The 21,529-nt window shown below is 64.3% G+C and carries 18 protein-coding genes; 4 read left to right on the forward strand and 14 right to left on the reverse strand.

Annotated features, from left to right (window positions below; translation table 11 throughout):
• Window positions 1-182 precede the first annotated feature (182 nt).
• Window positions 183-1,235 carry a type IX secretion system protein PorQ gene (porQ, locus tag EAH73_RS06705; RefSeq protein ID WP_140465708.1) on the forward strand — a complete coding sequence of 351 codons (1,053 nt, stop codon included), beginning with the start codon at window positions 183-185 and terminating at the stop codon, window positions 1,233-1,235.
• Between the two features lie 78 nt (window positions 1,236-1,313).
• A complete protein-coding gene (gene hslU, locus EAH73_RS06710) occupies window positions 1,314-2,738 on the forward strand; it encodes an ATP-dependent protease ATPase subunit HslU (RefSeq protein WP_140465709.1) in 1,425 nt (474 codons plus the stop codon).
• Window positions 2,739-2,814: 76 nt separating this feature from the next.
• Here hslU and EAH73_RS06715 read toward each other — a convergent pair whose 3' ends face one another.
• The 10 genes from EAH73_RS06715 to EAH73_RS06760 all read right to left on the reverse strand — a co-directional run bounded on the left by EAH73_RS06715 (window position 2,815) and on the right by EAH73_RS06760 (window position 16,426).
• The gene (locus EAH73_RS06715; RefSeq protein WP_140465710.1) at window positions 2,815-4,176 is read right to left on the reverse strand and encodes a RagB/SusD family nutrient uptake outer membrane protein; all 1,362 of its coding nucleotides are present in this window, start codon (window positions 4,174-4,176) and stop codon (window positions 2,815-2,817) included.
• Window positions 4,177-4,197: 21 nt separating this feature from the next.
• Window positions 4,198-7,425 carry a SusC/RagA family TonB-linked outer membrane protein gene (locus tag EAH73_RS06720; RefSeq protein WP_140465711.1) on the reverse strand — a complete coding sequence of 1,076 codons (3,228 nt, stop codon included), beginning with the start codon at window positions 7,423-7,425 and terminating at the stop codon, window positions 4,198-4,200.
• A 489-nt stretch (window positions 7,426-7,914) separates the two neighbouring features.
• Window positions 7,915-8,992 (reverse strand): peptide chain release factor 2 gene (prfB, locus tag EAH73_RS06725; RefSeq protein WP_193560187.1). Its coding sequence is split into 2 segments (ribosomal slippage): window positions 7,915-8,940 and window positions 8,942-8,992, totalling 1,077 coding nucleotides; the frame shifts between segments, so codons are not numbered across the junction.
• 216 nt (window positions 8,993-9,208) lie between these two features.
• Entirely contained in the window at window positions 9,209-10,279 is a 1,071-nt protein-coding gene (locus EAH73_RS06730; RefSeq protein ID WP_140465713.1) for a branched-chain amino acid aminotransferase, read from the reverse strand.
• 77 nt (window positions 10,280-10,356) lie between these two features.
• Window positions 10,357-10,905 (reverse strand): cob(I)yrinic acid a,c-diamide adenosyltransferase, encoded by a 549-nt coding sequence (locus EAH73_RS06735; RefSeq protein ID WP_140465714.1) that lies wholly within the window; start codon window positions 10,903-10,905, stop codon window positions 10,357-10,359.
• A 223-nt stretch (window positions 10,906-11,128) separates the two neighbouring features.
• Complete coding sequence (locus EAH73_RS06740) at window positions 11,129-11,845, reverse strand: ABC transporter ATP-binding protein (RefSeq protein WP_140465715.1); 717 nt, start codon at window positions 11,843-11,845, stop codon at window positions 11,129-11,131.
• 32 nt (window positions 11,846-11,877) lie between these two features.
• Window positions 11,878-14,607 carry a hypothetical protein gene (locus EAH73_RS06745; protein ID WP_140465716.1) on the reverse strand — a complete coding sequence of 910 codons (2,730 nt, stop codon included), beginning with the start codon at window positions 14,605-14,607 and terminating at the stop codon, window positions 11,878-11,880.
• Complete coding sequence (gene gatC, locus EAH73_RS06750) at window positions 14,608-14,895, reverse strand: Asp-tRNA(Asn)/Glu-tRNA(Gln) amidotransferase subunit GatC (protein WP_068235413.1); 288 nt, start codon at window positions 14,893-14,895, stop codon at window positions 14,608-14,610.
• Between the two features lie 162 nt (window positions 14,896-15,057).
• A complete protein-coding gene (locus EAH73_RS06755) occupies window positions 15,058-15,834 on the reverse strand; it encodes a lysophospholipid acyltransferase family protein (RefSeq protein WP_140465717.1) in 777 nt (258 codons plus the stop codon).
• Window positions 15,835-15,847: 13 nt separating this feature from the next.
• A complete protein-coding gene (locus EAH73_RS06760) occupies window positions 15,848-16,426 on the reverse strand; it encodes an NUDIX domain-containing protein (RefSeq protein ID WP_140465718.1) in 579 nt (192 codons plus the stop codon).
• A gap of 403 nt (window positions 16,427-16,829) precedes the next feature.
• Between EAH73_RS06760 and EAH73_RS06765 the strand changes: the two genes are divergently transcribed.
• On the forward strand, window positions 16,830-17,099 hold the full coding sequence (locus tag EAH73_RS06765; protein ID WP_140465719.1) for a hypothetical protein: 270 nt from the start codon (window positions 16,830-16,832) through the stop codon (window positions 17,097-17,099).
• 117 nt (window positions 17,100-17,216) lie between these two features.
• On the opposite strand, the gene EAH73_RS06770 is transcribed toward EAH73_RS06765, so the two are convergent.
• The 4 genes from EAH73_RS06770 to EAH73_RS06785 are packed head-to-tail and all read right to left on the reverse strand — an operon-like array spanning window position 17,217 to window position 20,258.
• Complete coding sequence (locus EAH73_RS06770) at window positions 17,217-17,816, reverse strand: ribonuclease HII (RefSeq protein WP_240047164.1); 600 nt, start codon at window positions 17,814-17,816, stop codon at window positions 17,217-17,219.
• Window positions 17,813-18,253: a response regulator gene (locus EAH73_RS06775; protein ID WP_140465720.1), complete on the reverse strand. Its 441-nt coding sequence runs from the start codon at window positions 18,251-18,253 to the stop codon at window positions 17,813-17,815. The genes EAH73_RS06770 and EAH73_RS06775 overlap by 4 nt, the downstream gene beginning before the upstream one ends.
• 55 nt (window positions 18,254-18,308) lie before the next feature.
• Window positions 18,309-19,844: a sensor histidine kinase gene (locus EAH73_RS06780; RefSeq protein WP_140465721.1), complete on the reverse strand. Its 1,536-nt coding sequence runs from the start codon at window positions 19,842-19,844 to the stop codon at window positions 18,309-18,311.
• 45 nt (window positions 19,845-19,889) lie between these two features.
• Entirely contained in the window at window positions 19,890-20,258 is a 369-nt protein-coding gene (locus EAH73_RS06785; protein WP_140465722.1) for a CZB domain-containing protein, read from the reverse strand.
• A gap of 101 nt (window positions 20,259-20,359) precedes the next feature.
• Between EAH73_RS06785 and gcvT the strand changes: the two genes are divergently transcribed.
• On the forward strand, window positions 20,360-21,469 hold the full coding sequence (gene gcvT, locus EAH73_RS06790; RefSeq protein ID WP_140465723.1) for a glycine cleavage system aminomethyltransferase GcvT: 1,110 nt from the start codon (window positions 20,360-20,362) through the stop codon (window positions 21,467-21,469).
• Window positions 21,470-21,529: the final 60 nt, after the last annotated feature.

The following is a 21,529-nucleotide window of genomic DNA, read 5'->3' on the forward strand; positions in this document are numbered from 1 at the left end:
AGGACGTTTTTGGTTAAATTTAGAACGTCCTGCTCATCTAGCGTCCGCGCAGTCGAAGCATCTCTACCGTAGCAGTAAATATTGATTATTTGCGCGGCGGAGATGCTTCGACTGCGCGGATGCCAGATGAGCAGGATGGCCTGACGGTCCGTCTCAATGCACTCCCTACCTAAATTCGGTTGATGAAGCACTTTTCCGCCCGCCGGCCCGCCGGTTTTGCCGTTGCCCTGCTGGGCCTGCTGGGGGCCCTGCCCGCCGCGGCCCAGCAGCTGGGCGGGCGGGCGGTGCTGCCGTTTCTGGGCCTGCCGCCCGGGGCCCAGTTGGCGGCCTGGGGCGGCATGAATCCCTCGGCCCGTAGCTCCGACCCCACGATGCTTTTCGGCAACCCCGCGCTGCTGAACGCCGATATGGACCACCGCTTGGCCCTGAGCTACGTGGGCTACGTGGCCGACATCAAGCAGAGCACTGCCGCCTATGTGTTCAACACGGCCAAGGCCGGCCGCTTTGGCCTGGCCCTCACGTACATCAACTACGCCGACCAGCCCAGCTACGACCCGGCCGGCAACACCTTGGGGTCGTTCGTAGTGAACGAGTACACGGCCGGCGTGAGCGACAGCTACACCAAGGGCAAGTTCACGTTTGGCCTCACCGCCAAGCTGGCCGTGTCGAGCATCGCTGGCATCCGCTCGCTGGCCGGCGTGGCCGACGCCGGCGTGCTCTACAAGCACCCCACCCAGGATTTTACGCTGGGCCTGGTGGCCAAAAATGTGGGCTACCAGTTCGTGCCCTACGACGGCACCGCCCGGGGCCCCCTGCCGCTCGACGTGCAGCTGGGGTTTACGGCCAAGCCCGAGCACATGCCGTTGCGCTTCTCACTCACGGCCCACCACTTGCAGCAGTGGGACATTGAGTACCTCGACCCCGCTGCCACCACCCTCGATGCCAACGGCGCCGCCCAGGCCCCTAAAAAGAGCTTCGGCGACAACCTGGCCCGTCACTTCACGGTGGGCGCGGCCCTGGTGCTCAGCCAGAATTTGCAGCTGCGTGTGGGCTACAACCACCTCCAGCGCCGCGAGCTGCGCCTGGCCAACACCAGCGGCGGGGCCGGCCTTAGCTTCGGGGCGATGGTGGCCATCAGCGGCTTCCAGCTCGATTACACGTATGCCACCCTGCAAGCGGCCGGCGCCAGCAACTATTTTACCCTGGCGCACGCTTTAGGTAAGAAAAAAGATTAGCCCGCGGGTTATCAACCATTATTCCCTGGGGCCCCGGGGCGGCGGCCGTTCGGCGGCCCGGGGCCCCTACCACTGCCCATGCTCCAAGAAAATTTCCTGACCCCGGCCCAGATCGTGGCCGAGCTCGACAAGTACATCATCGGCCAGCACGAGGCCAAGCGCCACGTGGCCATTGCCCTGCGCAACCGCTGGCGCCGCTTGCACGCCCCGGCCGACATGCAGGCCGAAATCGTGCCCAACAACATCCTCATGATCGGGGCCACCGGCGTGGGCAAAACCGAAATTGCCCGCCGCTTGGCCCACCTCGCCGATGCGCCCTTCGTGAAGGTGGAGGCCAGCAAGTTCACCGAAGTGGGCTACGTGGGCCGCGACGTGGAGAGCATGGTGCGCGACCTGGCCGAGCAAAGCGTGAACCGCGTGCGCCAGCGCCGCCAGGAAGAAGTAAAAGCCCAGGCCGCCCAGGCCGTGGAAGACCTCATCCTCGACGCCCTCATCCCGCCCCTCAGGGCCCCCAGCAAGGACGGCGGCGCGGGCCGCGTGAACGTGGGCTTCAGCGGTAGCAGCGAGAACATTGTGGGCGATGCCCTGCCCACGTCCGACCAGGAGTTGAACGAGCGCACCCGCGAGCGGTTCCGCCAAAAAATCCGCGACGGCGAGATGGAAGACCGCCACATCGAAATCCAGGTGGCCCAGGCCGGGCCCAGCGTGGGCGTGATGGGGGCCCCCGGCATGGACGAGGCCGCCCTCTCGGGCTTGCAGGAAATGCTGGGCAACATGCTGCCCAAGAAGTCGCGCAAGCGCAAGGTGACCGTGGCCGAAGCCCGCAAAATCCTGCTCGACGAGGAAGCCGCCAAGCTCGTCGACATGGACGAGGTGAAGGACGAAGCCATCCGCCAGGCCGAAAACGCGGGCATCATCTTCATCGACGAAATCGACAAGGTGGCCACCAGCGGCGGCGGTAAAAATGGGGGCCCCGACGTGAGCCGCCAGGGCGTGCAGCGCGATTTGCTGCCCATCGTGGAGGGCTCAGCTGTGAGCACCAAGTACGGCATCGTCAACACCGACCACATCCTGTTCATCGCCGCCGGCGCCTTCCACGTCAGCAAGCCCTCCGACCTGATTCCCGAGCTGCAAGGCCGCTTCCCCATCCGCGTCGAGCTGCAAAGCCTGACCAAGGACGATTTCTACCGCATCCTCAAAGACCCCAAAAACGCCCTCACCAAGCAGTACGAGGCCCTGCTTCAGGCCGAGGAAGTGGAGCTCACCTTCGACGATGCGGCCCTGGAACGCGTGGCCCAAATTGCCTTTGAGGTGAACGCCGAGGTGGAGAACATCGGGGCCCGCCGCCTGCACACCGTCATGAGCCGCCTGCTCAACGACCTGCTCTTCGACGTGCCCGACAAAATAGGGCCCCAGGCCCGCATCCAAATCACCGCTGAGCTAGTGGAAGAGCGCCTGGCCAGCATGGTCAAAAACCGCGACCTCAGCCAGTACATCCTCTGATTTTTTGGATTGCATTGCTCACAAAAAAGCCCCGACCAACTTGGCCGGGGCTTTTTTGATGAATGGTTTCGCTGATCTAATAGAGCGGGTTTTGTACCAACAAACCGCCGGAGAGGTTGATGTCGCGGATCGGAATTGGAAACAGGTTCCGGAACGTCTGCGTGTAGGTCGGCAGAGCAGTCTGCACCGTATTGGTGCGGCGCAAGTCAAACCAACGCATGCCCTCGTAGGCAAACTCCAACCGGCGCTGCAACAGAATATCCGTCACTATTGCGTCGGCAGTTGTGGCCGTCGTAGCGGCCAAGCCGGCCCGGGTGCGAATAATATTCAACTGCGTGGTGGCCGTGGTCAGGTCGCCGGTTCGGGCAGCTGCTTCCGCAATGGTGAGTACTACTTCAGCATAACGTACCGCATTAAACGGATCGTCGCGGGTAGAAGTACGAGTATACTTGAGCGTCGTGCCTGCCGGGGATGTGGCAACGTTAACTGCTAAACGCCGGTCACCGGTAGGGTGCGCAGCGGCAAAGCCTGTACCCGGATCAAATTCGTTACGTCCGCCAGGAGCAGGGTACCAGTAAAAAGCGTACTGGTTCTGGTCGGTGGTAGAAAATACCAGCTGCCAGATGGCATCCGGCGACGTAGTACCGGTAGCCGCTGCGGTAGCAAAGCCCGAAATAGCCGGTACTTGCTTGGCGAAAGACAGCGCATCGGCGTAGTTGCGCATCCGCAATTCAAACCGGGCTCGAAGGGCCAGCGCCGCGTTTTTGGTGATGCGCGAGCCGGTGCCGTTGGACAGGTTGGCAATAGCAAAATCAAGGTCGGCCCGAATAGCAGTAGCCACCTCAGCTTCGGTTGAGCGCGCAATGGGCTGGGTATCAGCGCCAATGGCGTTGGTTGGGGTGAGGCGCAGCGGCACGCCGAGGCCCCCATCATACCCGTACCCTTGCGCGGTGCCGCCCCACAGGGCCAGCAAGTTCATGTAGTGGAAGGCCCGCAGGGCCCGGGCCTCGCCTTGTGTGGTCAGCTTCGGAAAAGCCGGGTCCGTGATGGCATCGCTCTGCTGCAACAGGTAATTGGCCCGGTTGATGGCGATGTAGATCTGGTACCAGGTGTTGACGACCTGGATATTGTCGGGCAGGGTCTGGTTCTGCCCAATTACGCCGTAAGTGGTGGTGAACGTACCCACTTCCCGAATATCACCGGCGATTAGGTCGGCCATCGACGGGAAGGCCAAGCCGTCGTAGTCGGAGCTTTGCGTGGCATCGTAGCAGCCCAGCAAGCCGGCGGCGGCATCCTCTTTGGTGCTGTAGCCGGTGTTGGAGCTCACGCTGTTCGACGGTTCTACGTTCACCGCCTTATCGCACGCCCCTACGGTCAGGCCCAGGCTCAGGAGCAAAGCCGAGCGGGTGGCAAGCTGACGAAAGTTAATTATCTGCATGGTTATGAGAAGACAAAAATATTAGAAGCCGAGCGTGACGCCACCGGTGATGGTGCGGGCCTGGGGATAGGTAAAGAAGTCAGTGCCAATCGAAGTGCTGGAGCTGCTGAACGTGCTCACCTCCGGGTCGAGACCGGAGTACTTAGTGAAGGTCACCAGGTTCTGAGCCTGCGCGTAGATGCGAACGGTCCGCAAGTGGGCCCGGCTAGCCATTGCCAGGGGCAAGGTGTAGCCGAGCGTCACCGTTTTAAAGCGGCCATACGAGCCGTTCTCCAGGAAGCGGTCTGAGTTACGCGTATTAGTATTGGGGTCGCCGTACACCGCACGCGGGATGTTGGTATCGGTGTTGGTGGGCGTCCAGCGGTTTAGCACAGCGGCGTCCTGGCCGTAGGCCTGGCTCATGCCTTGAGTATTGCTAGCAGCCGAGTTGTAGATCTTGTTGCCTACGTTGTACTGAAACAGCGCGCTCAAGTCGAAATTCATGAAGCGAATCGTGTTGGTGATGCCGCCGTAGAACTTGGGCTGGGCACTACCAATGATTTCTTGGTCAGCAGCCGTTACGCGGCCATCGCCGTTCAGGTCCTTAAACTTGATGTCGCCGGGGCGGGTAAGCGTAGACTGGTAAGTAGCGCTGGCCACGCCCGTAGCGGTTTTGGCAGCAGCATCAAGCGCGTTAATTTCTTCCTGAGTTTGGAAGATGTGGTCCACGCGGTAGCCGTAGAAAGCACCGAGGGGCTGGTCGAGCGCCAAGCGGCTGGCGAAGCCCTGGGGTGTACCCGTGGGGCTAGGGTCCGACAGCTTGGTTACTTTGTTGCGGTTGAAGCTGATGTTGAAGTTAGTTTCCCAGTTGAAGCCCGTGCCTTCGTTGCGAAGGTTAATGGTCGTCAAGGCAAACTCAAGACCCCGGTTCTCAATGTTACCCACGTTGGCGCTGTACGTCTGGTAGCCCGTGTCGGAGGGAAGCAGCGCGTTGAGCAGCAAGTCGCTCGTTTTGCGCAAGTACACGTCGGCCGACACGTACAAACGGTTCTGCAAGAAGCCAAAGTCCAAACCGATATCGGTCTGGCGGGTGCGCTCCCATTTCAGGTTAGGGTTTGCTAGCTGCGAAGGGGCAAGGCCACCCTGATCGAGGTAGTTGGCACCGGGGCTGATCAAGCCGCGCGAGCCGAAGTTGGCCGTAGGCTGGTTGCCCGTTTCGCCAAAGCTGCCGCGCAGCTTAAGCTCGCTGAGTGCCGTTTGGTCCTTTAGGAAGTTTTCCTCAATAACGCGCCAGCCCACTGAAACTGCGGGGAAATAACCTACTTGGTTATCGGCGCCAAAACGGGAAGAACGGTCGCGGCGTACCGTGGCTCCAATCAGGTAGCGGCCTTTGTAGGAGTAATCCACTTTAGCCAGCAAGCTGAACAAGGCGTTGCCCGTTGCTGAGGAGGTAGCCTGGGTTTTGGTAGCGCCGGCCGACAGCTGACGGATGGCGTTGCTCGGGAAACCCGTTACTTCCGTAAAGATGTCGCTGTACGAGTCGCGCTGAAATTCAACCACTGCCAAAGCACTCAGGCTGTGGTCGGTAGCGAAAACTTTGGAATAGTTCAGCGAGCTGATGTGGTTGTAGTTTAGGTCCTGGACTGTGGCGGCCGTGGCATCGCCCCGAACGGCGGCGCCGGGGTTCGTCAGGGTCGAGTAGAAGCGGTCGTCGCGGCCATACGTGTAGTCAATACCAAACGTAGCCCGGTAGCGCAGGTTTTTGATCAACTCAAAGTCTGCGAATTGGCTGGCAATCAGGCGGCTGTTGGTGCTTTTGATGAATGGCTCCTTGGCAGCAGCCACTGGGTTTTCCAGCGAACCAACTTTGTAATAAGTGCCATCTGCATTGTAAATGGGCAGATCCGAAGCGTACAAGCGCGCCGTCGTCAGTACCCCGTAGATGCTGTTGTCGTTGTTGACGCGGTTGTTAACACTCTGGCTGAGGCCGATGGACGTGCCCAGGCGGATTTTATCCGACAATTTATTGTCGAGCGTGAGGCGGGCGCTGCCGCGGCCATAGCCCGAGCCGATGATGGTGCCCTGCTGATCAAAGTAGTTAACCGACAAACGGTAGCGGCTGACATCCGAACCACCCGAAAAAGTCAGGCCGTAGTTGCTGATGGGGGCCGTGCGAAGTACCTGGTCGCTCCAGTTGGTGGTAGGAGCCGTGGTGGGGTCTTGGAACTGGCTGAGGGGACGGATGGTGTTGCCGGTAGGCGTCACATAAGATACGATACCGTTAACAGGGGCCCCTACGTCGCCAGGCCCGTAGATGTAAGCAGCCAAGTCGGCGTTACTACGAAAAACATAAGGAGACGCAGCAGGACCGAAGGTGGTTGGGTAGTTGCCAGCGGCGTTGGCTGGGTAGCGGTTGGCGGCGGCATCCAGGAAAAGCTGGGTTTGCTGCTGGCCGTTTATGATATTGGGGCGCTTCCACACTGCTTGGCCACCCGTGTAATAATCCAGGTCGACGCGGGCTTTGCCCGACTTACCGCGCTTGGTGGTGATGAGCACCACGCCATTCGAAGCACGCGAACCATAGATAGCGGCGGCGGCGGCGTCTTTCAGTACCTCAATCGACTCGATGTCGTTCGGGTTCAGGTCGTTCAAGCCGTTGGTCTGCTGGTTGCCGGCCCCGAGCTGGCTGGTGTTACCCGAAACGATGGGCAAGCCGTCAACTACGTACAGCGGCTCGTTGCTGGCCCCGATAGAAGCCGCACCGCGCACGCGCACGCTGATGCCCGAGCCGGGCGTGCCCGAAGCTTGGCTCACCTGCACACCCGCGGCCCGGCCTTGCAAAGCCTGGTCAACGCCGATAACGGGCTGGTCCTTAAAGTCAGCCGAGTTTACTTGGGTCACCGCGCCGATGATGTCGCGGCGGTTGGCCTGCTGGCCGTAGCCCGTCACAACTACTTCGTTCAGCTGCTTCATGTCGGTGGCCATGGTCACCGCTACCACATTTGAGCTGCCGATGGGCTGCTCCTGGGTGATGAAGCCCACGGAGCTGAAAACCAGCGTGCCGCCAGTGGCGGGCACACCCAGGCTAAAGCCGCCGTCGGCATTGGTCGATACGCCGGTGGTGGTGCCCTTCAGCAACACCGTGACGCCCGGTAGGCCGCCGCCGTTGGTCTGGTCGACTACTCTTCCCGAAATGGTCCGCGTCTGGGCCATCACCTGGTGAAAAAGTGCGAACATGAGCACCAAGCTCATGAGTAGTGTTTTCTTCATAATCAATGAAAAAAGAAGTGAGTAAGGTGAACCAGCAGTAGTCTTTGAGTTAAAGAATTATTACGCTGGCTAAAAGTATGACGGATGGATGAGTAAAAAAAATTTATTTTGTCGTAAAGAATTGTAATTTTTCAAATTAGAAAGAGGATATATAATGACTTTCAGCTAAGATAAATAATTGTATATGTGAAGCTTAATTTATTAAATTGCTTAGAATGATTCAGTGACTGACCAGAATACTATCGAAACCAGGCAATTAGAAATAAATAGTTGGACTAAGCGGCGCTTTTTTATGAGCCTGCTGCTGCTTATGGCAATCTGCTCGGTGCCGGTGTGCACGGCATTCCAGGGGCGGGGCATCTGGCCGGCTGGGGCTCGGATGTGGCCATCCGGTGGGGGCCCTAAATACGAATCCCGCCGGGGCGGGGGCCCTAATTAGGGCCCCCGCCCCGGCGGGATTCGGGCGTGGAAAACGGCGTTGGTGGGGCCCTAGTGCTGCATCAAAAAGCCTTTGATGTACTCGTCTAGGTCTCCGTCGAGCACGTTTTGCACATCGGTGCGCTCGATGCCGGTGCGCAGGTCCTTGATGAGCTTGTAGGGGTGCAGCACGTAGTTGCGGATTTGCGAGCCGAAATCGATGCGCTTTTTGGTGGCTTCGATTTTGTCGCGCTCGGCGTGGCGCTTGTCCATCTCCACCTGGTAGAGGCGCGAGCGGAGCATGCGCAAGGCGTGCTCCTTGTTCATGAGCTGGCTGCGCTCGATTTGCACGGCGATGACGATGCCCGACGGCGCGTGGGTGAGGCGCACGGCGGTTTCGACCTTGTTCACGTTCTGGCCGCCCGCGCCGCCGGCCCGGAACGTGTCCCAGGAAATGTCGGACGGGTTGATGTCGATGACAATCGTGTCGTCAACCACGGGGTAGGCAAACACCGACGCGAACGAGGTGTGCCGCCGGCCGCTGCTGTCGAACGGCGACATGCGCACGAGGCGGTGCACCCCAATCTCGCTTTTGAGGTAGCCGTAGGCGAAGGGCCCGTCGATTTCGAGCGAGGCCGACTTGATGCCCGCGCCCTCGCCGGGCTGGTAGCTGAGCTGGCGCACGCCAAAGCCGTGGCGCTCGCCCCACATGATGTACATGCGCATGAGCATCTCGGCCCAATCCTGGCTTTCGGTGCCGCCCGCGCCGGGGTTTATTTCGATAACGGCCGGCAGCTGGTCCTCCTCATTGGAGAGCATCCGCTTAAATTCCAGGGCCTCCACTTTTTGCTGGGCCCCGTCGAACTCAGCCTGGAGCTCGGCCTCGGTGGCGTCGCCTTCTTTGTAGAAGTCGAAGAGCACTTCCACGTCGGCCACGGCTTGCTGCACGGCCTCGAAATCGTCGGTCCAGGTCTTCACGGCCTTGATTTCGCGGAGCTTGGTTTCGGCCGCCTTGGAATCGTCCCAGAAGGTGGGGGCCAGGGTTTCGGCCTCGGCCGTGGTCACTTGTTCTTTGCGGGTATCGTAGTCAAAGATACCTCCTTAGGGCCTCGGCGCGGCCCTTCAAGTCCCGTACGTGGTCTTGAGTCATTCTTAGGAGTGTTGAATGGGATGGGTTTGGAACGGGCAAAGGTCCACAAAAAAAAGGCAGCCGGCCCGTTGCGGGGTCGGCTGCCTTTTTTTTGTGTTGCTCAAATTAGAACGTCATGCAGAGTGCCGCAAAGCATCTTTTCTGCTCAGCTGATTGGTTGCTGCCGCGGGCAAGATGCTTTGCGGCGCTCTGCGTGACGTTCTCTGCCTAAAAGGGCTACTCGCCCACGGGCACCACCCAACCGTACGGGTCGGGGGCCTGGCCGTTGCGGATGGCGCCGAGGGCCGCGCCGATGCGCTTGGACAGCGCGTCGGGGCCCGCGGTGGGGATTTCATAGTCGTGGCCCTCGTGGCCGATAACGGCGATGGGGGCGATGGTGGCCGCCGTGCCCACGCCGAACGCCTCTTGCAGCGTGCCGGCTTGCAGGGCCCCAATTACTTCGCGGCTGCTCACGCGGCGCTCCTCAACGGCCACGCCCATGTCGCGGGCCAGCTGGAGCACCGAGCGGCGCGTGATGCCGTCGAGGATGGACGTGCTGAGCGAAGGGGTAATGATCTTGCCGTCGATGATGAACATGATGTTCATCGTGCCCGATTCCTCCACGTACTGGTGCTCGGAGGCATCGGTCCAGATGAGCTGGTTGTAGCCTTCCTGCTGGGCCAGCTTGGTGGGGTACATGGCGGCGCCGTAGTTACCCGCGTTTTTGGCGAAACCCGCGCCGCCCTCGGCCGAGCGCACGTACTTCTGCTCGAAGCGCACGCGCAGCGGCTTGCTGTAATACACATCAACGGGGCAGGTGATGATGGCGAACAGGTAGGTTTCAGAGGGCCGCACGCCCAGCATGCCGTCGGTGGCAAACATGAAGGGGCGGATGTAGAGGGCCCCGCCGGACACCTGGGGCAGCCAGTTCGCGTCGAGGCGTACCAGCTCCTTGAGGCCCTGCATGAACAGCTCCTCGGGCACGGCGGGCATGCACATGCGCTCGGCCGAAGCGTTGAGGCGGGCCCAGTTGTCGAGGGGCCGGAACAGGGCCACGCCACCGCCTTCGGTGGGGTAGGCCTTCATGCCCTCAAAAATGGCCTGGCCGTAGTGCAGGGCCGAGTTGGCCGGGCTCACGGGCAGGTCGCCGTAGGGCAGAATCTGGGCGTTGTGCCACTCGCCGCCGCGGTACTCGGCCAGGAACATGTGGTCGGAAAACACTTTGCCGAACTCCAGGGGAGTGGCGTCGCGCTCGGCAATGCGGGAGGCATTGGTGCGCTGGGTGCGGATGGCGAGGGTGTCGAGCATAATCGGAAAAAGTAACGAACGAAGAACGGGTGGGAGAGGGCGAAGGTACGGCTAGGGGCCCTGGCCGGTTGGGTGGGCTACACCCGGGCCTTCCAGGTCACTTCCTCCACGCCCAGCTCGTGGGCCATGCGGCGGCTGAGCACAAATAGGTAATCGGAGAGCCGGTTGAGGTACATCACCACCAAATCGGCCACAAACGACTCCTCGCGCAGGTGGATGGCCAGGCGCTCGGCCCGGCGGCACACGCAGCGGGCCACGTGGGCCATGCTCACGGCGGGGTGGCCGCCGGGCAGCACGAAGGCCCGCAGCTCGGGCAGCCCCTCGTTCATGCGGTCCATCTCGTCTTCGAGCAGCTTCACGTCGGCGTCGTGCAGGTCGGGCAGCTTCATGCGCGACTTTTCGGGGTCGGCGGCCAGGGCCGAGCCGATGGTGAAGAGCCGGTCTTGCACCTCCTTCAGCAGCAAGCGCCGCGAGGCGTTGATGTCCTGGTCGCGCACCAGCCCTACGTGCGCGTTCAGCTCATCCACGGTGCCGTAGGCCTCGATGCGCAGGCTGCCCTTGGATACGCGGGTGCCGCCAATGAGGGAGGTGAGGCCCTGGTCGCCGGTGCGGGTGTAGATTTTCATTCTTTCAGTGGGTGAGTAGTAGAACGGTAGAAGGAAAGAATGAGCTTTTTGTTAGGAGATGCGGCTTGGCAATCATCCAAGTCGGCGAAGAGGTTGTCATTCCGACGAAGGAGGAATTGGGGTAAAACCAGGCAAAGGTTGTCCTCCGATTCCTCCTTCGTCGGAATGACAAACCCGTGTTTGGACCGCCAATAAGGAGCCATCCCACCATTCACCCATTCACTTACCGGGGCACCGTGTGGGTGGCGACCTCCGTGTTCACCTCGTCGGTTTCCACCAGGCCGTCGCGCAGGCGCACGATGCGGTGGGCGTAGCGGGCAATGTCTTCCTCGTGCGTCACCATGATGATGGTGTTGCCCTTGGCGTAGAGGGCCTCGAAGAGGTCCATAATTTCGTAGCTGGTCTTGGTGTCGAGGTTGCCCGTGGGCTCGTCGGCCAGGATGATGCTGGGGTCGTTGACCAGGGCCCTCGCGATGGCCACGCGCTGGCGCTGGCCACCGCTGAGTTCGTTGGGGCGGTGCTTGGCGCGCTCGCCCAGGCCCACGCTCTGCAGCGCGTGCATGGCCCGCTCGTCGCGCTCGCGCTTGCCGTAGCCGGCGTAAATCAGGGGCAGGGCCACGTTGTCGAGCGATGAGGCGCGGGGCAGCAGGTTGAAGGTTTGGAAGACGAAGCCGATTTCCTTGTTGCGCACCTGGGCCAGGGCGTTGTCGCTCATGCGGCTCACGTCCTGGCCGTTGAGGACGTACTGGCCGCCGCTGGGCGTGTCGAGGCAGCCCACAATGTTCATCAGCGTGGACTTGCCCGAGCCCGAGGGCCCCATGAACGCCACGTACTCGCCCCGCGGAATGGTGATGCTCACGGAGCGCAGGGCGTGGATTTCCTCAGTGCCCATGCGGTACATCCGGGAAATGTTGTGGGTTTCGATGACGTTCGGTTGCATAGGCGGGCGCGGAAAACAGGCGAAAGAAACGCTTAAAAAGCCGCGTGGGCCGCCCGCCGCGCCGCCAGCTGTGCTTGGAGCGCCGCAAAGGCCGCGGCGGGCAGTTGCTGCTGCGCCCGGGCCAGGGCGTCGGTGGCGTAGTCCGACAGGCCGGCGTCGGCTGCGGCCAGCACGTAGGCTTGCAACAGCGGCAGCGAGCCGGGGTTTTCGGCCAGGCCCGTTTGCAGGGCGTTGTAGGCCGCCGAGTAGTCGCGCCGCTGGGTGTAAAATGCGGCCGCCGCCAGCACCGCCGGCTCATTAAACGGGGCTTCGCGCACGATGCGCTGGTACAAGCCCGCCGCCCGGGGCCCCGCGCCGGCCTGCTGCGCCTGTGCCAGCCAGGCGGCTCCCGCCCGCGGGTAGCGGGCGGCAAAGGCCGTGCGCCACTGGCTCACATCGGCCCCGGGCAGGGCCCCCAGCAAGGGCCCCGCGGCGCGGCGCAAGGCCGTATCGGGCGCGGCGGCAATGCGGGCCAGCACGGCGCGGGCCGAATCGGCCTGGCCGGCCAGGAGCAGGGCCCCGGCACGGGCCAGCGGGGCCGTGGGGGCCCCGTGGCTGGCCGCCAGGGCCAGCTGGCCGGCAGCGGTGGCGTACTGGCCCTGCTGCAACTGCCAGAGGCCCAGCAGCTGCTGGTAGTAGCCGGCGGTGGCGCTGGAGCCGGCCGCCAACGGGGCCAGCAGCTGCCGGGCTATTTGCTCCTGCCCCAGCGCGTGGCGCGTGAGGGCCTGCAAAAACAGCAGCTGCTCGTAGTAGGGCGCATTGGCCGGGCGCGTGGCCAAGCGCGCCAGCAGCGGCAGCAGCGTGGGGCGCGCCTGGCCGGCCGCCGCTAGCGCCGCGTGGTACACCGCCGCAAACTGCGCCGCGTCGAGGTCGCCGTCGGCCACGCCGGGGGCCCCGGCGGCGGGCCGGTGCTGGAGCAGCCGCAGCAGCAGCAGGTTGCTGGCGAGGGCCGGCTCGTCGGCGGCGGGTTGGAAGCCGGCGGCCAGCTTTTGCGCGGCGGGCAGCAGGTTTTGCTGCAGCAAAAAGCCCAGGCGGTTGGTGCGGCTGGGGTAGGCCCCGGGGGCCAGGCGCTCGGCGCGGTCCAGGTAAATGGCCACCGAATCGGTGAGGGCCGTTTGGGTGAAGAGCTGGGCCAAGTCGCTGGCCAGGGCGGCGCTGCCGGGCTGGCGGCGTAGGCCCTGGCGCAGGGCGTCGAGGTTGTCGAACAGGTCCTGGGGGGCGGTGCCGAGGGCGGCCACGCGCAGCGACACCTTTTCGTTGGGGGCGGGCAGCAGGGCCCGGCGCAGGGCGTTCAGCTCGTTCTGGCGCTGCTCGCGGAAGCGGTACAGCGCCGCCCGGCCCAGCTGGGCGTGCAGGTTGTTGCGGTCGAGCACGTCGCCGCTCTCGGCGTAGTAGCGCTCGGCCAGCAGGGCCAGGCCCAGGTCGTCGGGGTGGGCCTCGCTCTGGCGGCGGCCCAGGTCGCCGAGGTAGTTGAACATGCCGGCGCGCACCTGCGTGAGCAGCGGCCAATCGAGGCGCATCTGCAAGGCCAGCAGGGCCCCCAGGCCCAGCACGTACACGGTGTAGAATGGCAGCCGCCGCGGCGCAAACGCCACCCGGTACACCGCCAGCCGCTGCCGCACCAGGGGCCCAAAGTTGACCAGCAGGTACCCAAAAAAGGCTAGCCCCAGCACCAGCAGCGCCAGGCCACTGAAGCTGCGCGCCGCCGCTAGCAGCGGCGTGTTATCCGTGGCCAGGGCGTAGGCCAGGGTGCCGCCGGCGGCCATCACTAGCAGCGGGTACAGCTGGGCCGCGCCGGGGGCGTAGGGCACCCAGGCGGCGTAGCTGGGGGCCCGCAGGCGCAGGCCAAGCCCGCCCACCAGCACGGCCGGCAACAGCAGCACCAGCGGGTCGAGGCCCATGCCGCGGTACAGCAACAGCTCCTCATTGCCCCAAAACCATCCGGCCAGCAGGCCCAGGTATACCAGGCTAGCCCCCACAAAGGGCCACAGGCCCGTACCTGTGGAGTTCCCGCGGCCGGCCAGCCACAGCAGGCCGCGCACGTTTTCGATGCCCACCCACAGCACCAGCGCCGCCACCAGCACCGCCCCGCCCGGGGTAGCGTAGGCGGCTAGGTGCAGGGCCAGCTCGGCGGGCGGCAGCTGGCCGCGGAAGGCCAGTAGGGCCCCCAGCCCGGCCACCAGGGCCAGGCACAGGGCCACGCGCCCGGCCAGCGGCACCCGCTCGCCGTAGGCGTGCAGCCCAAAGGCCAGGCCGCCCACCAGGGCCAGGCTCAGACCCAGAAAGTATTGTTTCTCCACCGAAAAAACGCCCACCAAATCCAGGTTGAGCGACATCAGCAGGAAGATGACCGGCACCAGCGCGGCCACGAAGGCCGTGCGTCGCAGCGTGGTGGCCACCGCTACCCAGCCCGCCAGGGCCCCCGCCAGCAGCGCCACCAGCCACGTGGCGGCCTCGGGCTGCACCAGGGGGCCCACCAGGTCGTGCGTCAGGCTCACCACGAAGCCGCTGGCCTGCACGGGCAGCGCCAGGGGCCCCACGGCCAAGGCATCGAGGGTGAGGGGCTGGGCCAGCAGGTGCGGCACCAGCACCAGGGGCAGCGTGGCCGCCGCGCCCGTAAAGTAGTAGTATGCTGCCAGGCCCACGGCCAGCGCCGCCAGCCCGGCCAGCGGCCGGGGCCGCCAGGGGCGGCCGGGGCCCCCGGGGAGTGCAGGAGCCGCCAACTAGTCGAGCACTTTGGGCACCCGGAAGTAGTCCGAATCCTTGCGCGGGGCGTTGCGCAGGCCCTCCTGGTGGCTCACGGTGTTGCGCCCCTCGTCGTCGCGCAGCACGTTGATTTCCTGCGACAAGTGCACCAGCGGCTCCACGTCGGTCGTGTCCACGGCCTCCAGCTGGGCCACGAAGTCGAGGATGTTGTTCAGGTCGCCGAGCATCTGCTGTTCGTGGGCGGTGTCAAATTCGAGGCGGGCCAGGTGGGCGAGGCCGCGCAGGGTGGCTAGGTCGGTGCTCATTAGTAGGAATTATGAATTACAAGTTAGTCAGGGCCGTCGTGCAGATCTGGCGTCCGCACAGCGAAGCATCTTTTTCGCAGCAGTAATTTATGAATAGTGGGCGATAGAGACGCTTCGGCTGCGCGGACGCCAGATCAGCATGGCCGTTTGGGTTTTGCTAAGTTACCGCCACGTGCTGGGGCCCGGTTTCTCGGCGCCCTCGGGCAGAAAGTCGGCGGTGAGCTGGGCGGCCACGCGGGCCTTGAGGGCGGGTACGTCGGCGGCGGTGAGGCCGGCGGTGGCAATGGCGGGATGGAACACGATTTTGAGGCGGTGGTAGCGCACCCGCAGGCTGCCCTTCACGTCGGGCATGAACATGTGGTTCAGCGGCATGCCCACCGGCACGATGGGCACGCCGGCGGCAATGGCCAGCAGAAAAGCGCCGTCCTGCAGCGGCAGTAGTTCGCGGCCGGGCGTGGGCGAAATGCGCCCTTCGGCAAAGATGGCGATGCTGCGCCCGGCGGCCAGGCCCTGGCGGGCCGCTACCAGGGCGCGCCCCCGGCTCACGGCGCTGGCCCGGTCCACGGTGATGTAGACCCGGCCAAACAGGGGCCCCCACAGCGGCACCTTGGCCAGCGAGTGCTTGCCCATCATGTTGAGGTAGCCAGGGATGGTTTTGAACATCAGCATGATGTCGATGTACGAGCCGTGGTTGGCCACGTACACGCAGGGGCCGGGCAGGGGCCCCGCCGCCTCGTGCACTTCCTCAATCGGCACGCCCCACATGAACAGCGAAAACTTGGCCCAGCCGCTGTAGATGCGGTGCAGCGCCGGGTAGCCGGCCGGCGTGCGCCCCAGCCACCACTGCCAGGGGTAGGTGACCACGAACGGCAGCACAAACCAAAACGTGGCCCAGGTGGTGTACAGGCGGTGGCCCAGGTAGCGAAGCAAGTGGCGCATATTCCGGGCAAAGTTAGCCCTTGGCGCGCGCCGCCAAAATGCGCTCCGCCTTCAGCAGGCCCGCCACGCTGATGCCGTCGGTGATGCGGTCGTCCATGGCCATGGCCACGGCCTCGGCCAGGGGCAGCTTCCAGAGGCGCAGGTCCTCGGTTTCTTCGGGCTCGGTGTCGCCCTGCGTCAGCTCCTCGGCCAGGTACACAAAGCCTTCTTCGTCGGTCACGGAGTTGGAGGTGTGCAGGCGGGCAATGCGCGTCCAGCGGGCGGCGAGCAGGCCGGTTTCTTCGCGCAGCTCGCGCTGGGCCGATTCCAGCACGTCGAGCTCCACGGGGCCCCCGCCCATCGGAATCTCCCAGCTGTACTCGTTGAGCGGGTAGCGGTACTGGCCCACCAGCCAAGTGTTGCCATCGGCATCGACGGGAATGATGCCAATGGCCTTGTTCTTCATGCTCACCACCCCGTAGATGCCGGGGCCCCCGGCGGGGTTCAACACCTGGTCTTCACGTACTGAAATCCAGGGGTTTTGGTAGTGTACGGCGCTGGAAAGCACGCGCCAGGGATTGTGGGTTTCGTCGAAGTTGGCGTCGGAAAGCATGGGCGGAGAGGGCGCGGGCAAGGGCCGTGCCCCCGGCAAAACTACGCGGTGCCTGCCGCCGCCGCGCCATTCGGATAGGAATACTGCCAATTGGCAGAGTACAAGGCCGAATTGGTCTAAATGAAGAAACAGCCACCGGAAGCACCCCCTAGCTTTGTATTCATAAGTGCCCCGCACGGGCTGGAAATGTGGAAAGGAAGGACCTCTCGTGCGCTGGTAGGGTTAGCCAAAAAGCTGGGGTAGACAGCTTCCGGCCGGCCCTGCCACTTATAAAAGGCCGCTGCCCTTGGGCAGCGGCCTTTTTTTGTGCCCGGCCGGGGCTGGTGAATAAACCCGGGCCGGCCGACCGTCGTATTTAATAAGGGCGACGGCCGCTTATTTCCCGGCTGTTTCCCTTTGCAACATGTCCACTAGCTCCAAAAAACCCACCGATAACGAAAACACCCCGCCCGTACCCGTTGAGGGCGACCCGCTCTTCACGCTGCACTTCGCGCAAGCCGAAGCTGCGCTGAAGGAGAAGAACGGCGGCCTCGGCCCGACCAGCAACCAGTACGTATCCAACGACGAAGAGGAAAATATCGACGAGGCCTTAACGCCGCGCGACAGCCAAGGCTTCGTGCGCGGCGAGGAAGACCCGGACCGGACTGGTAGCAACGCCGGTGGCCATAGCTAAGCCTAAGCTTAAGCGGCAATTATCCTGATACTGCGCAACGAGAAGGGGCCCCCGGCAGCCACAGTGGCTGCCGGGGGCCCCTTCTCGTTGCGCTTAAACCAGCAATAGTCCGGGGCCCTACAGCAGCCGGAACCCTGGCCGGTGCCGCACCGTGGGGCCGTGCGCCCGGATGGCGGCCCGGTGGGCCGTGGTGGGGTAGCCCGCGTTCTGGGCCCAGCCATAGGCCGGAAACTCCAGGGCGAGGGCAGCCATGCGCTCGTCGCGGAAGGTTTTGGCGAGCACCGAGGCGGCGGCGATGCTGCGGTACAGGCCGTCGCCGCCCACTACGCAGGTGTGGGCAAAGCCCGCTAGCGGCCGGAAGCGGTTGCCGTCGACCAGCAGGTGGGCCGGGGCCACGGGCAGCGCGGCCACCGCCCGGTGCATGGCCAGGTAGCTGGCCTGGGCAATGTTCAGGGCCCCAATCTCTTCTTCCGAAGCCTCGCCCACGGCCCAGGCCACGGCCTCGGCGCAAATGAGCGGACGCAGCAAAGCGCGCTGCCGGGCGCTGAGCTGCTTGGAATCGCGCAGCAGGGGCGGGGCAAAATCGGGCGGCAGGATAACGGCCGCCGCAAACACGGGCCCCGCCAGACAGCCGCGCCCGGCCTCGTCGAGGCCGGCTTCGAGGGGCAGGCCGGTGTGGGTGGCCAGCAGCGCCGGCCGGGGCCCCGGGGCCCTCACCGCTTCAGCTGAATCAGGTCGAGGAACAGGCTGAAACCGTCGACGCTGGTGCCGCCCTCGCCGAAGGTTTCGAAGCTCAGCGGCTTGATGATGTAACCGCTCACGGCCAGCTGCTGGGCCCGGAGGCGGTCCGAGTCAAGGTCGGAAGTGGTCATGATGAACACGTTCAAATCGGCAAAGTCTGGGTCGGCGCGCAGGGCCGCCAGCAGCTCCAGGCCGTTCATGCGGGGCATGTTGATGTCAAGCATCACCAAGCTGGGCTTGGCAATTTTTTCCTGGCCGTTTTCGCCGCGCAGCAGGTCCAGGGCCTCGCGGCCGTTGCGGGCATGGGTGAGCGGCACCTCAATGTGCTGGCGGCGCAGCTCGCGCTGCACGTTCATGACGTCCATCTGGTCGTCTTCAACCAACAGGATGCTCGGAATTGATTCGGGGGACATAGTAAAGAGGAAGAATCCGGCGGGGCCGGGGCATGGAAAGGGCAAAGTAACGGCCTCAGGCGGCCAGGGCGGCGGCCTTGGCGGCTTTGGCCTGGGCCCCGGGCGGCTGCTTGGGCCAGGTGAAGGTAAAAGTGGCCCCCTGGCCGGGTACCGACTCGACGCCGATGGTGCCGCCCTGGCGCTCCACAATTTTCTTCACAATGGCCAGGCCCACGCCGGTGCTTTCCAGCGTGTCGCGCTCAACCAGGGTTTGGAAAATGACGAAAATCCGCTCGTGGTACTCCGCCGCGATGCCCGGTCCGTCGTCCGTCACCGAGAAGCGGTAGTAGTCGCCCGCGTCGTCGCAGCCGATGGTGATGTTGGCCCGCTCGGGGTGCTCGTGGTACTTCACGGCGTTGCTGATGAGGTTGGTGAACACTTGCTCGAGCTGCACCCGCGTGGTGACGAGGGTGGGCAGGAAGAACGGCAGCTCGAAGTGCAGGCCCTCGGGCAGGTTGAGGTTGCCCGCAATTTCGCGCAGCAGCTGGCGCACAAACACCGTTTCGTGCACCTCGGCCGCGCGGCCCACCCGGGCCAGGTCGAGGATGCCAGTGATGAGGTTTTCCATGCGGTGCACGCGCTGGCGCATCAGCCCCAGAAACTCGCGGATGTGGGCCGGCAGCTGGTCGGGGCCCATGTCCTCCTCAATCCAGCGCGAGGCGCTTTCGATGCCGCGCAGGGGCGCTTTCAGGTCGTGCGACACCACGTAGGCGAACTGGTCCAGCTCGCGGTTGCGGGTTTCGAGCTGGCCGATGTTGGTGCTGATGGTGCGCCCCAGGCCGTTGAGGGCCCCGGTAAGCACGCTCAGCTCGTCCTGGTTATCGTCCACGAGCTGGGCGTTGTAGTCGCCGGCGGCCAGGCGGCGGGCCAGGCCCACCAGCTCGGTGAGGCGGCGCGCCAGGGCCCGCACCAGGTACACGGCCCAGGCCAGGCCGAGCACCAGCGCCGCCACGGCCGCGCTCACCGAAATCCACTGGGCCCGGCCGATGCTGGCGTCGCGGCGGGCGTCGAGCCGCTTGCGGGTAGCATTCTCCACCACGTCGAACTGGCCGAGGTGGAAGCGCACGTTGTCCATAATTTGCTTGCCCGTGAGGCCCTCCACCAGCCGGCGGTGGGGCATGCCTTCGAGGGCCTCCATGCTGGGGTTGGTGGCGTGCAGGCGGCGCTTCTCCGCAATGATGAGGTGCGTATAGGCGCTCCACTGCTGGAACAGGCGCTGCGAGCGGTTGAGGTGGTCGACCTGGGTCGGGTTGTGGGCCACCAGCGTGCGCAGGTCGCTGAAAAGGCCCACCAGCCGCCGCTCGCCCCCGTAGTAAGGCTCCAGCGAGTGCTCATCGCCCGAGAGCAGGTAGCCGCGGAAGCCAGTTTCCATGTCCACAATGTTGCGCAGCAGGCCGTTGGCCTCTTCCGTTACTTGCTGCGACGCGGCCACGGCCCGGGCGTTGCTCACCACCTGCACGGCCAGCCGGTAGTTCACAAAGAGCACCGCCGCAAACAGCCCCAGCAGCAGCAGAATGCCGGCAAATAGTTTAGTACTTAGCTTGATTTTCATGGACTTGCGGGGCCGCGGGCCCGGCGCTGAATAGGGGCCCCGGGCTTAGGCTTCGGTACGTAGCGTGCGCTCAATGGTTCGCAGCAGGTCCGCAATGCTTTCGGCCTGGGCCAGCACGGCGGGCAGGCCCGCGGCCGCCGCGTCGGGGCGGCCGGCCAGGCGGTGGTCCATGAGCAGGGCCGCGTCGCGGTGCAGGCGGCGGTGGGCAGCGTCGAGGTCGGCCATGGCGGGCACCTGGGCGTAGGCCCCGACCCGGCGCTCGGCAATCCAGTGGCCCAGGGCGCACTGGTCGGGGTCGCGCAGGGGGCCCTCGGTGTAGTCGTTGCCGTACAAAAACGAGCGCAGCTTCGTCTTGAATAGGAAGTGTTTGGTTACGGCCGACTCGAAGTCCTGCTTGATTGCGTTGGGGGTCATGGGGGCGTCGTCGGCGGAAGCTCGTCTACGGCTGTGGGCCGAAAGTGGCTACTTTCGTGGGCCGAAGCCGCGGCCGCGGCCGACCTTACCCCCCGTTCTCCATGACCGTTTCCTCGCTCAAAACCGTTGCCCTCGACGCCACCCACCAGCAGCTGGGGGCCAAAATGGTGCCCTTCGCAGGCTACAACATGCCCGTGCGCTACTCCTCCGACCTCGACGAGCACCACACCGTGCGCCGGGCCGTGGGCATGTTCGACGTGTCGCACATGGGCGAGTTCCGGGTGCGGGGGCCCCAGGCGCTGGGCCTCATCCAGCGCGTGACCACCAACGACGCCGCCAAGCTCCAGCCCGGCAAGGCCCAGTACTCGGCCCTGCCCAACCGCACTGGTGGCCTCGTCGACGACCTGTTGGTGTACATGCTGGCCGAAAATGATTACCTGCTGGTCGTCAACGCCTCCAACATCGAAAAGGACTGGAACTGGATTCAGGAATTCAACACCGAGGGCGCGGAGATGGAAGACATTTCCGACCGCACCAGCCTGTTTGCCGTGCAGGGCCCCAAGGCCGTGGCCGCGCTGCAAGGCCTCACCAACGTGGACCTGGCCGCCATTCCGTACTACTCGTTCACGCAGGGCCCCTTCGCCGGGGCCCCCGACGTTATCATCTCGGCCACGGGCTACACCGGCGCGGGCGGCTTCGAGTTGTACGTGCCCAACGAGTACGCCCAGCGCGTGTGGGACGCCATCATGCTAGCTGGCAAGCCCCACGGCCTCAAGCCCATCGGCTTGGGCGCGCGCGACACGCTGCGCCTCGAAATGGGCTACAGCCTTTACGGCAACGACATTGACGACACTACTTCGCCCCTCGAAGCCGGCCTGGGCTGGATCACCAAGTTCACCAAGGAGTTCACCAACAGCGAAGCCCTGAAGGCGCAAAAAGCCGCCGGGATGGCCAAAAAGCTGGTCGGCTTCGTGATGGACGGCCCCGGCATTCCGCGCGGCCACTACGAGCTGGTGGACGCCGACGGCCAGAAAATTGGCGACGTCACCAGCGGCACGCAGTCGCCGAGCTTGGGCAAGGGCGTGGGCCTGGGCTACGTGCGCGCCGAGCTGGCCGCCCCCGGCACCCAAATCTTCGTCCAAATCCGGGGCAAAAACCTGCCCGCCACCGTGCACAAGCTGCCGCTGGTGCCGGGCACCGAGGAAGTATAAGTTTTGACGAAAGAACTGTCATCCTGAGCGCCGCGAAGGACCTGGGAACGACCGAATGGC

Source organism: Hymenobacter nivis, assembly GCF_006439025.1.
GTDB classification, from domain to species: Bacteria; Bacteroidota; Bacteroidia; order Cytophagales; family Hymenobacteraceae; genus Hymenobacter; species Hymenobacter nivis_A.

What these genes read in the sequence shown, in the direction of transcription:
- porQ (WP_140465708.1), top strand. Translation starts at nt 183, where the DNA reads ATGAAGCACTTTTCCGCCCGCCGGCCCGCCGGTTTTGCCGTTGCCCTG.
- hslU (WP_140465709.1), top strand. Translation starts at nt 1,314, where the DNA reads ATGCTCCAAGAAAATTTCCTGACCCCGGCCCAGATCGTGGCCGAGCTC.
- EAH73_RS06715 (WP_140465710.1), bottom strand. Translation starts at nt 4,176, where the DNA reads ATGCAGATAATTAACTTTCGTCAGCTTGCCACCCGCTCGGCTTTGCTC.
- EAH73_RS06720 (WP_140465711.1), bottom strand. Translation starts at nt 7,425, where the DNA reads ATGAAGAAAACACTACTCATGAGCTTGGTGCTCATGTTCGCACTTTTT.
- EAH73_RS06730 (WP_140465713.1), bottom strand. Translation starts at nt 10,279, where the DNA reads ATGCTCGACACCCTCGCCATCCGCACCCAGCGCACCAATGCCTCCCGC.
- EAH73_RS06735 (WP_140465714.1), bottom strand. Translation starts at nt 10,905, where the DNA reads ATGAAAATCTACACCCGCACCGGCGACCAGGGCCTCACCTCCCTCATT.
- EAH73_RS06740 (WP_140465715.1), bottom strand. Translation starts at nt 11,845, where the DNA reads ATGCAACCGAACGTCATCGAAACCCACAACATTTCCCGGATGTACCGC.
- gatC (WP_068235413.1), bottom strand. Translation starts at nt 14,895, where the DNA reads ATGAGCACCGACCTAGCCACCCTGCGCGGCCTCGCCCACCTGGCCCGC.
- EAH73_RS06755 (WP_140465717.1), bottom strand. Translation starts at nt 15,834, where the DNA reads ATGCGCCACTTGCTTCGCTACCTGGGCCACCGCCTGTACACCACCTGG.
- EAH73_RS06760 (WP_140465718.1), bottom strand. Translation starts at nt 16,426, where the DNA reads ATGCTTTCCGACGCCAACTTCGACGAAACCCACAATCCCTGGCGCGTG.
- EAH73_RS06765 (WP_140465719.1), top strand. Translation starts at nt 16,830, where the DNA reads ATGTCCACTAGCTCCAAAAAACCCACCGATAACGAAAACACCCCGCCC.
- EAH73_RS06775 (WP_140465720.1), bottom strand. Translation starts at nt 18,253, where the DNA reads ATGTCCCCCGAATCAATTCCGAGCATCCTGTTGGTTGAAGACGACCAG.
- EAH73_RS06780 (WP_140465721.1), bottom strand. Translation starts at nt 19,844, where the DNA reads ATGAAAATCAAGCTAAGTACTAAACTATTTGCCGGCATTCTGCTGCTG.
- EAH73_RS06785 (WP_140465722.1), bottom strand. Translation starts at nt 20,258, where the DNA reads ATGACCCCCAACGCAATCAAGCAGGACTTCGAGTCGGCCGTAACCAAA.
- gcvT (WP_140465723.1), top strand. Translation starts at nt 20,360, where the DNA reads ATGACCGTTTCCTCGCTCAAAACCGTTGCCCTCGACGCCACCCACCAG.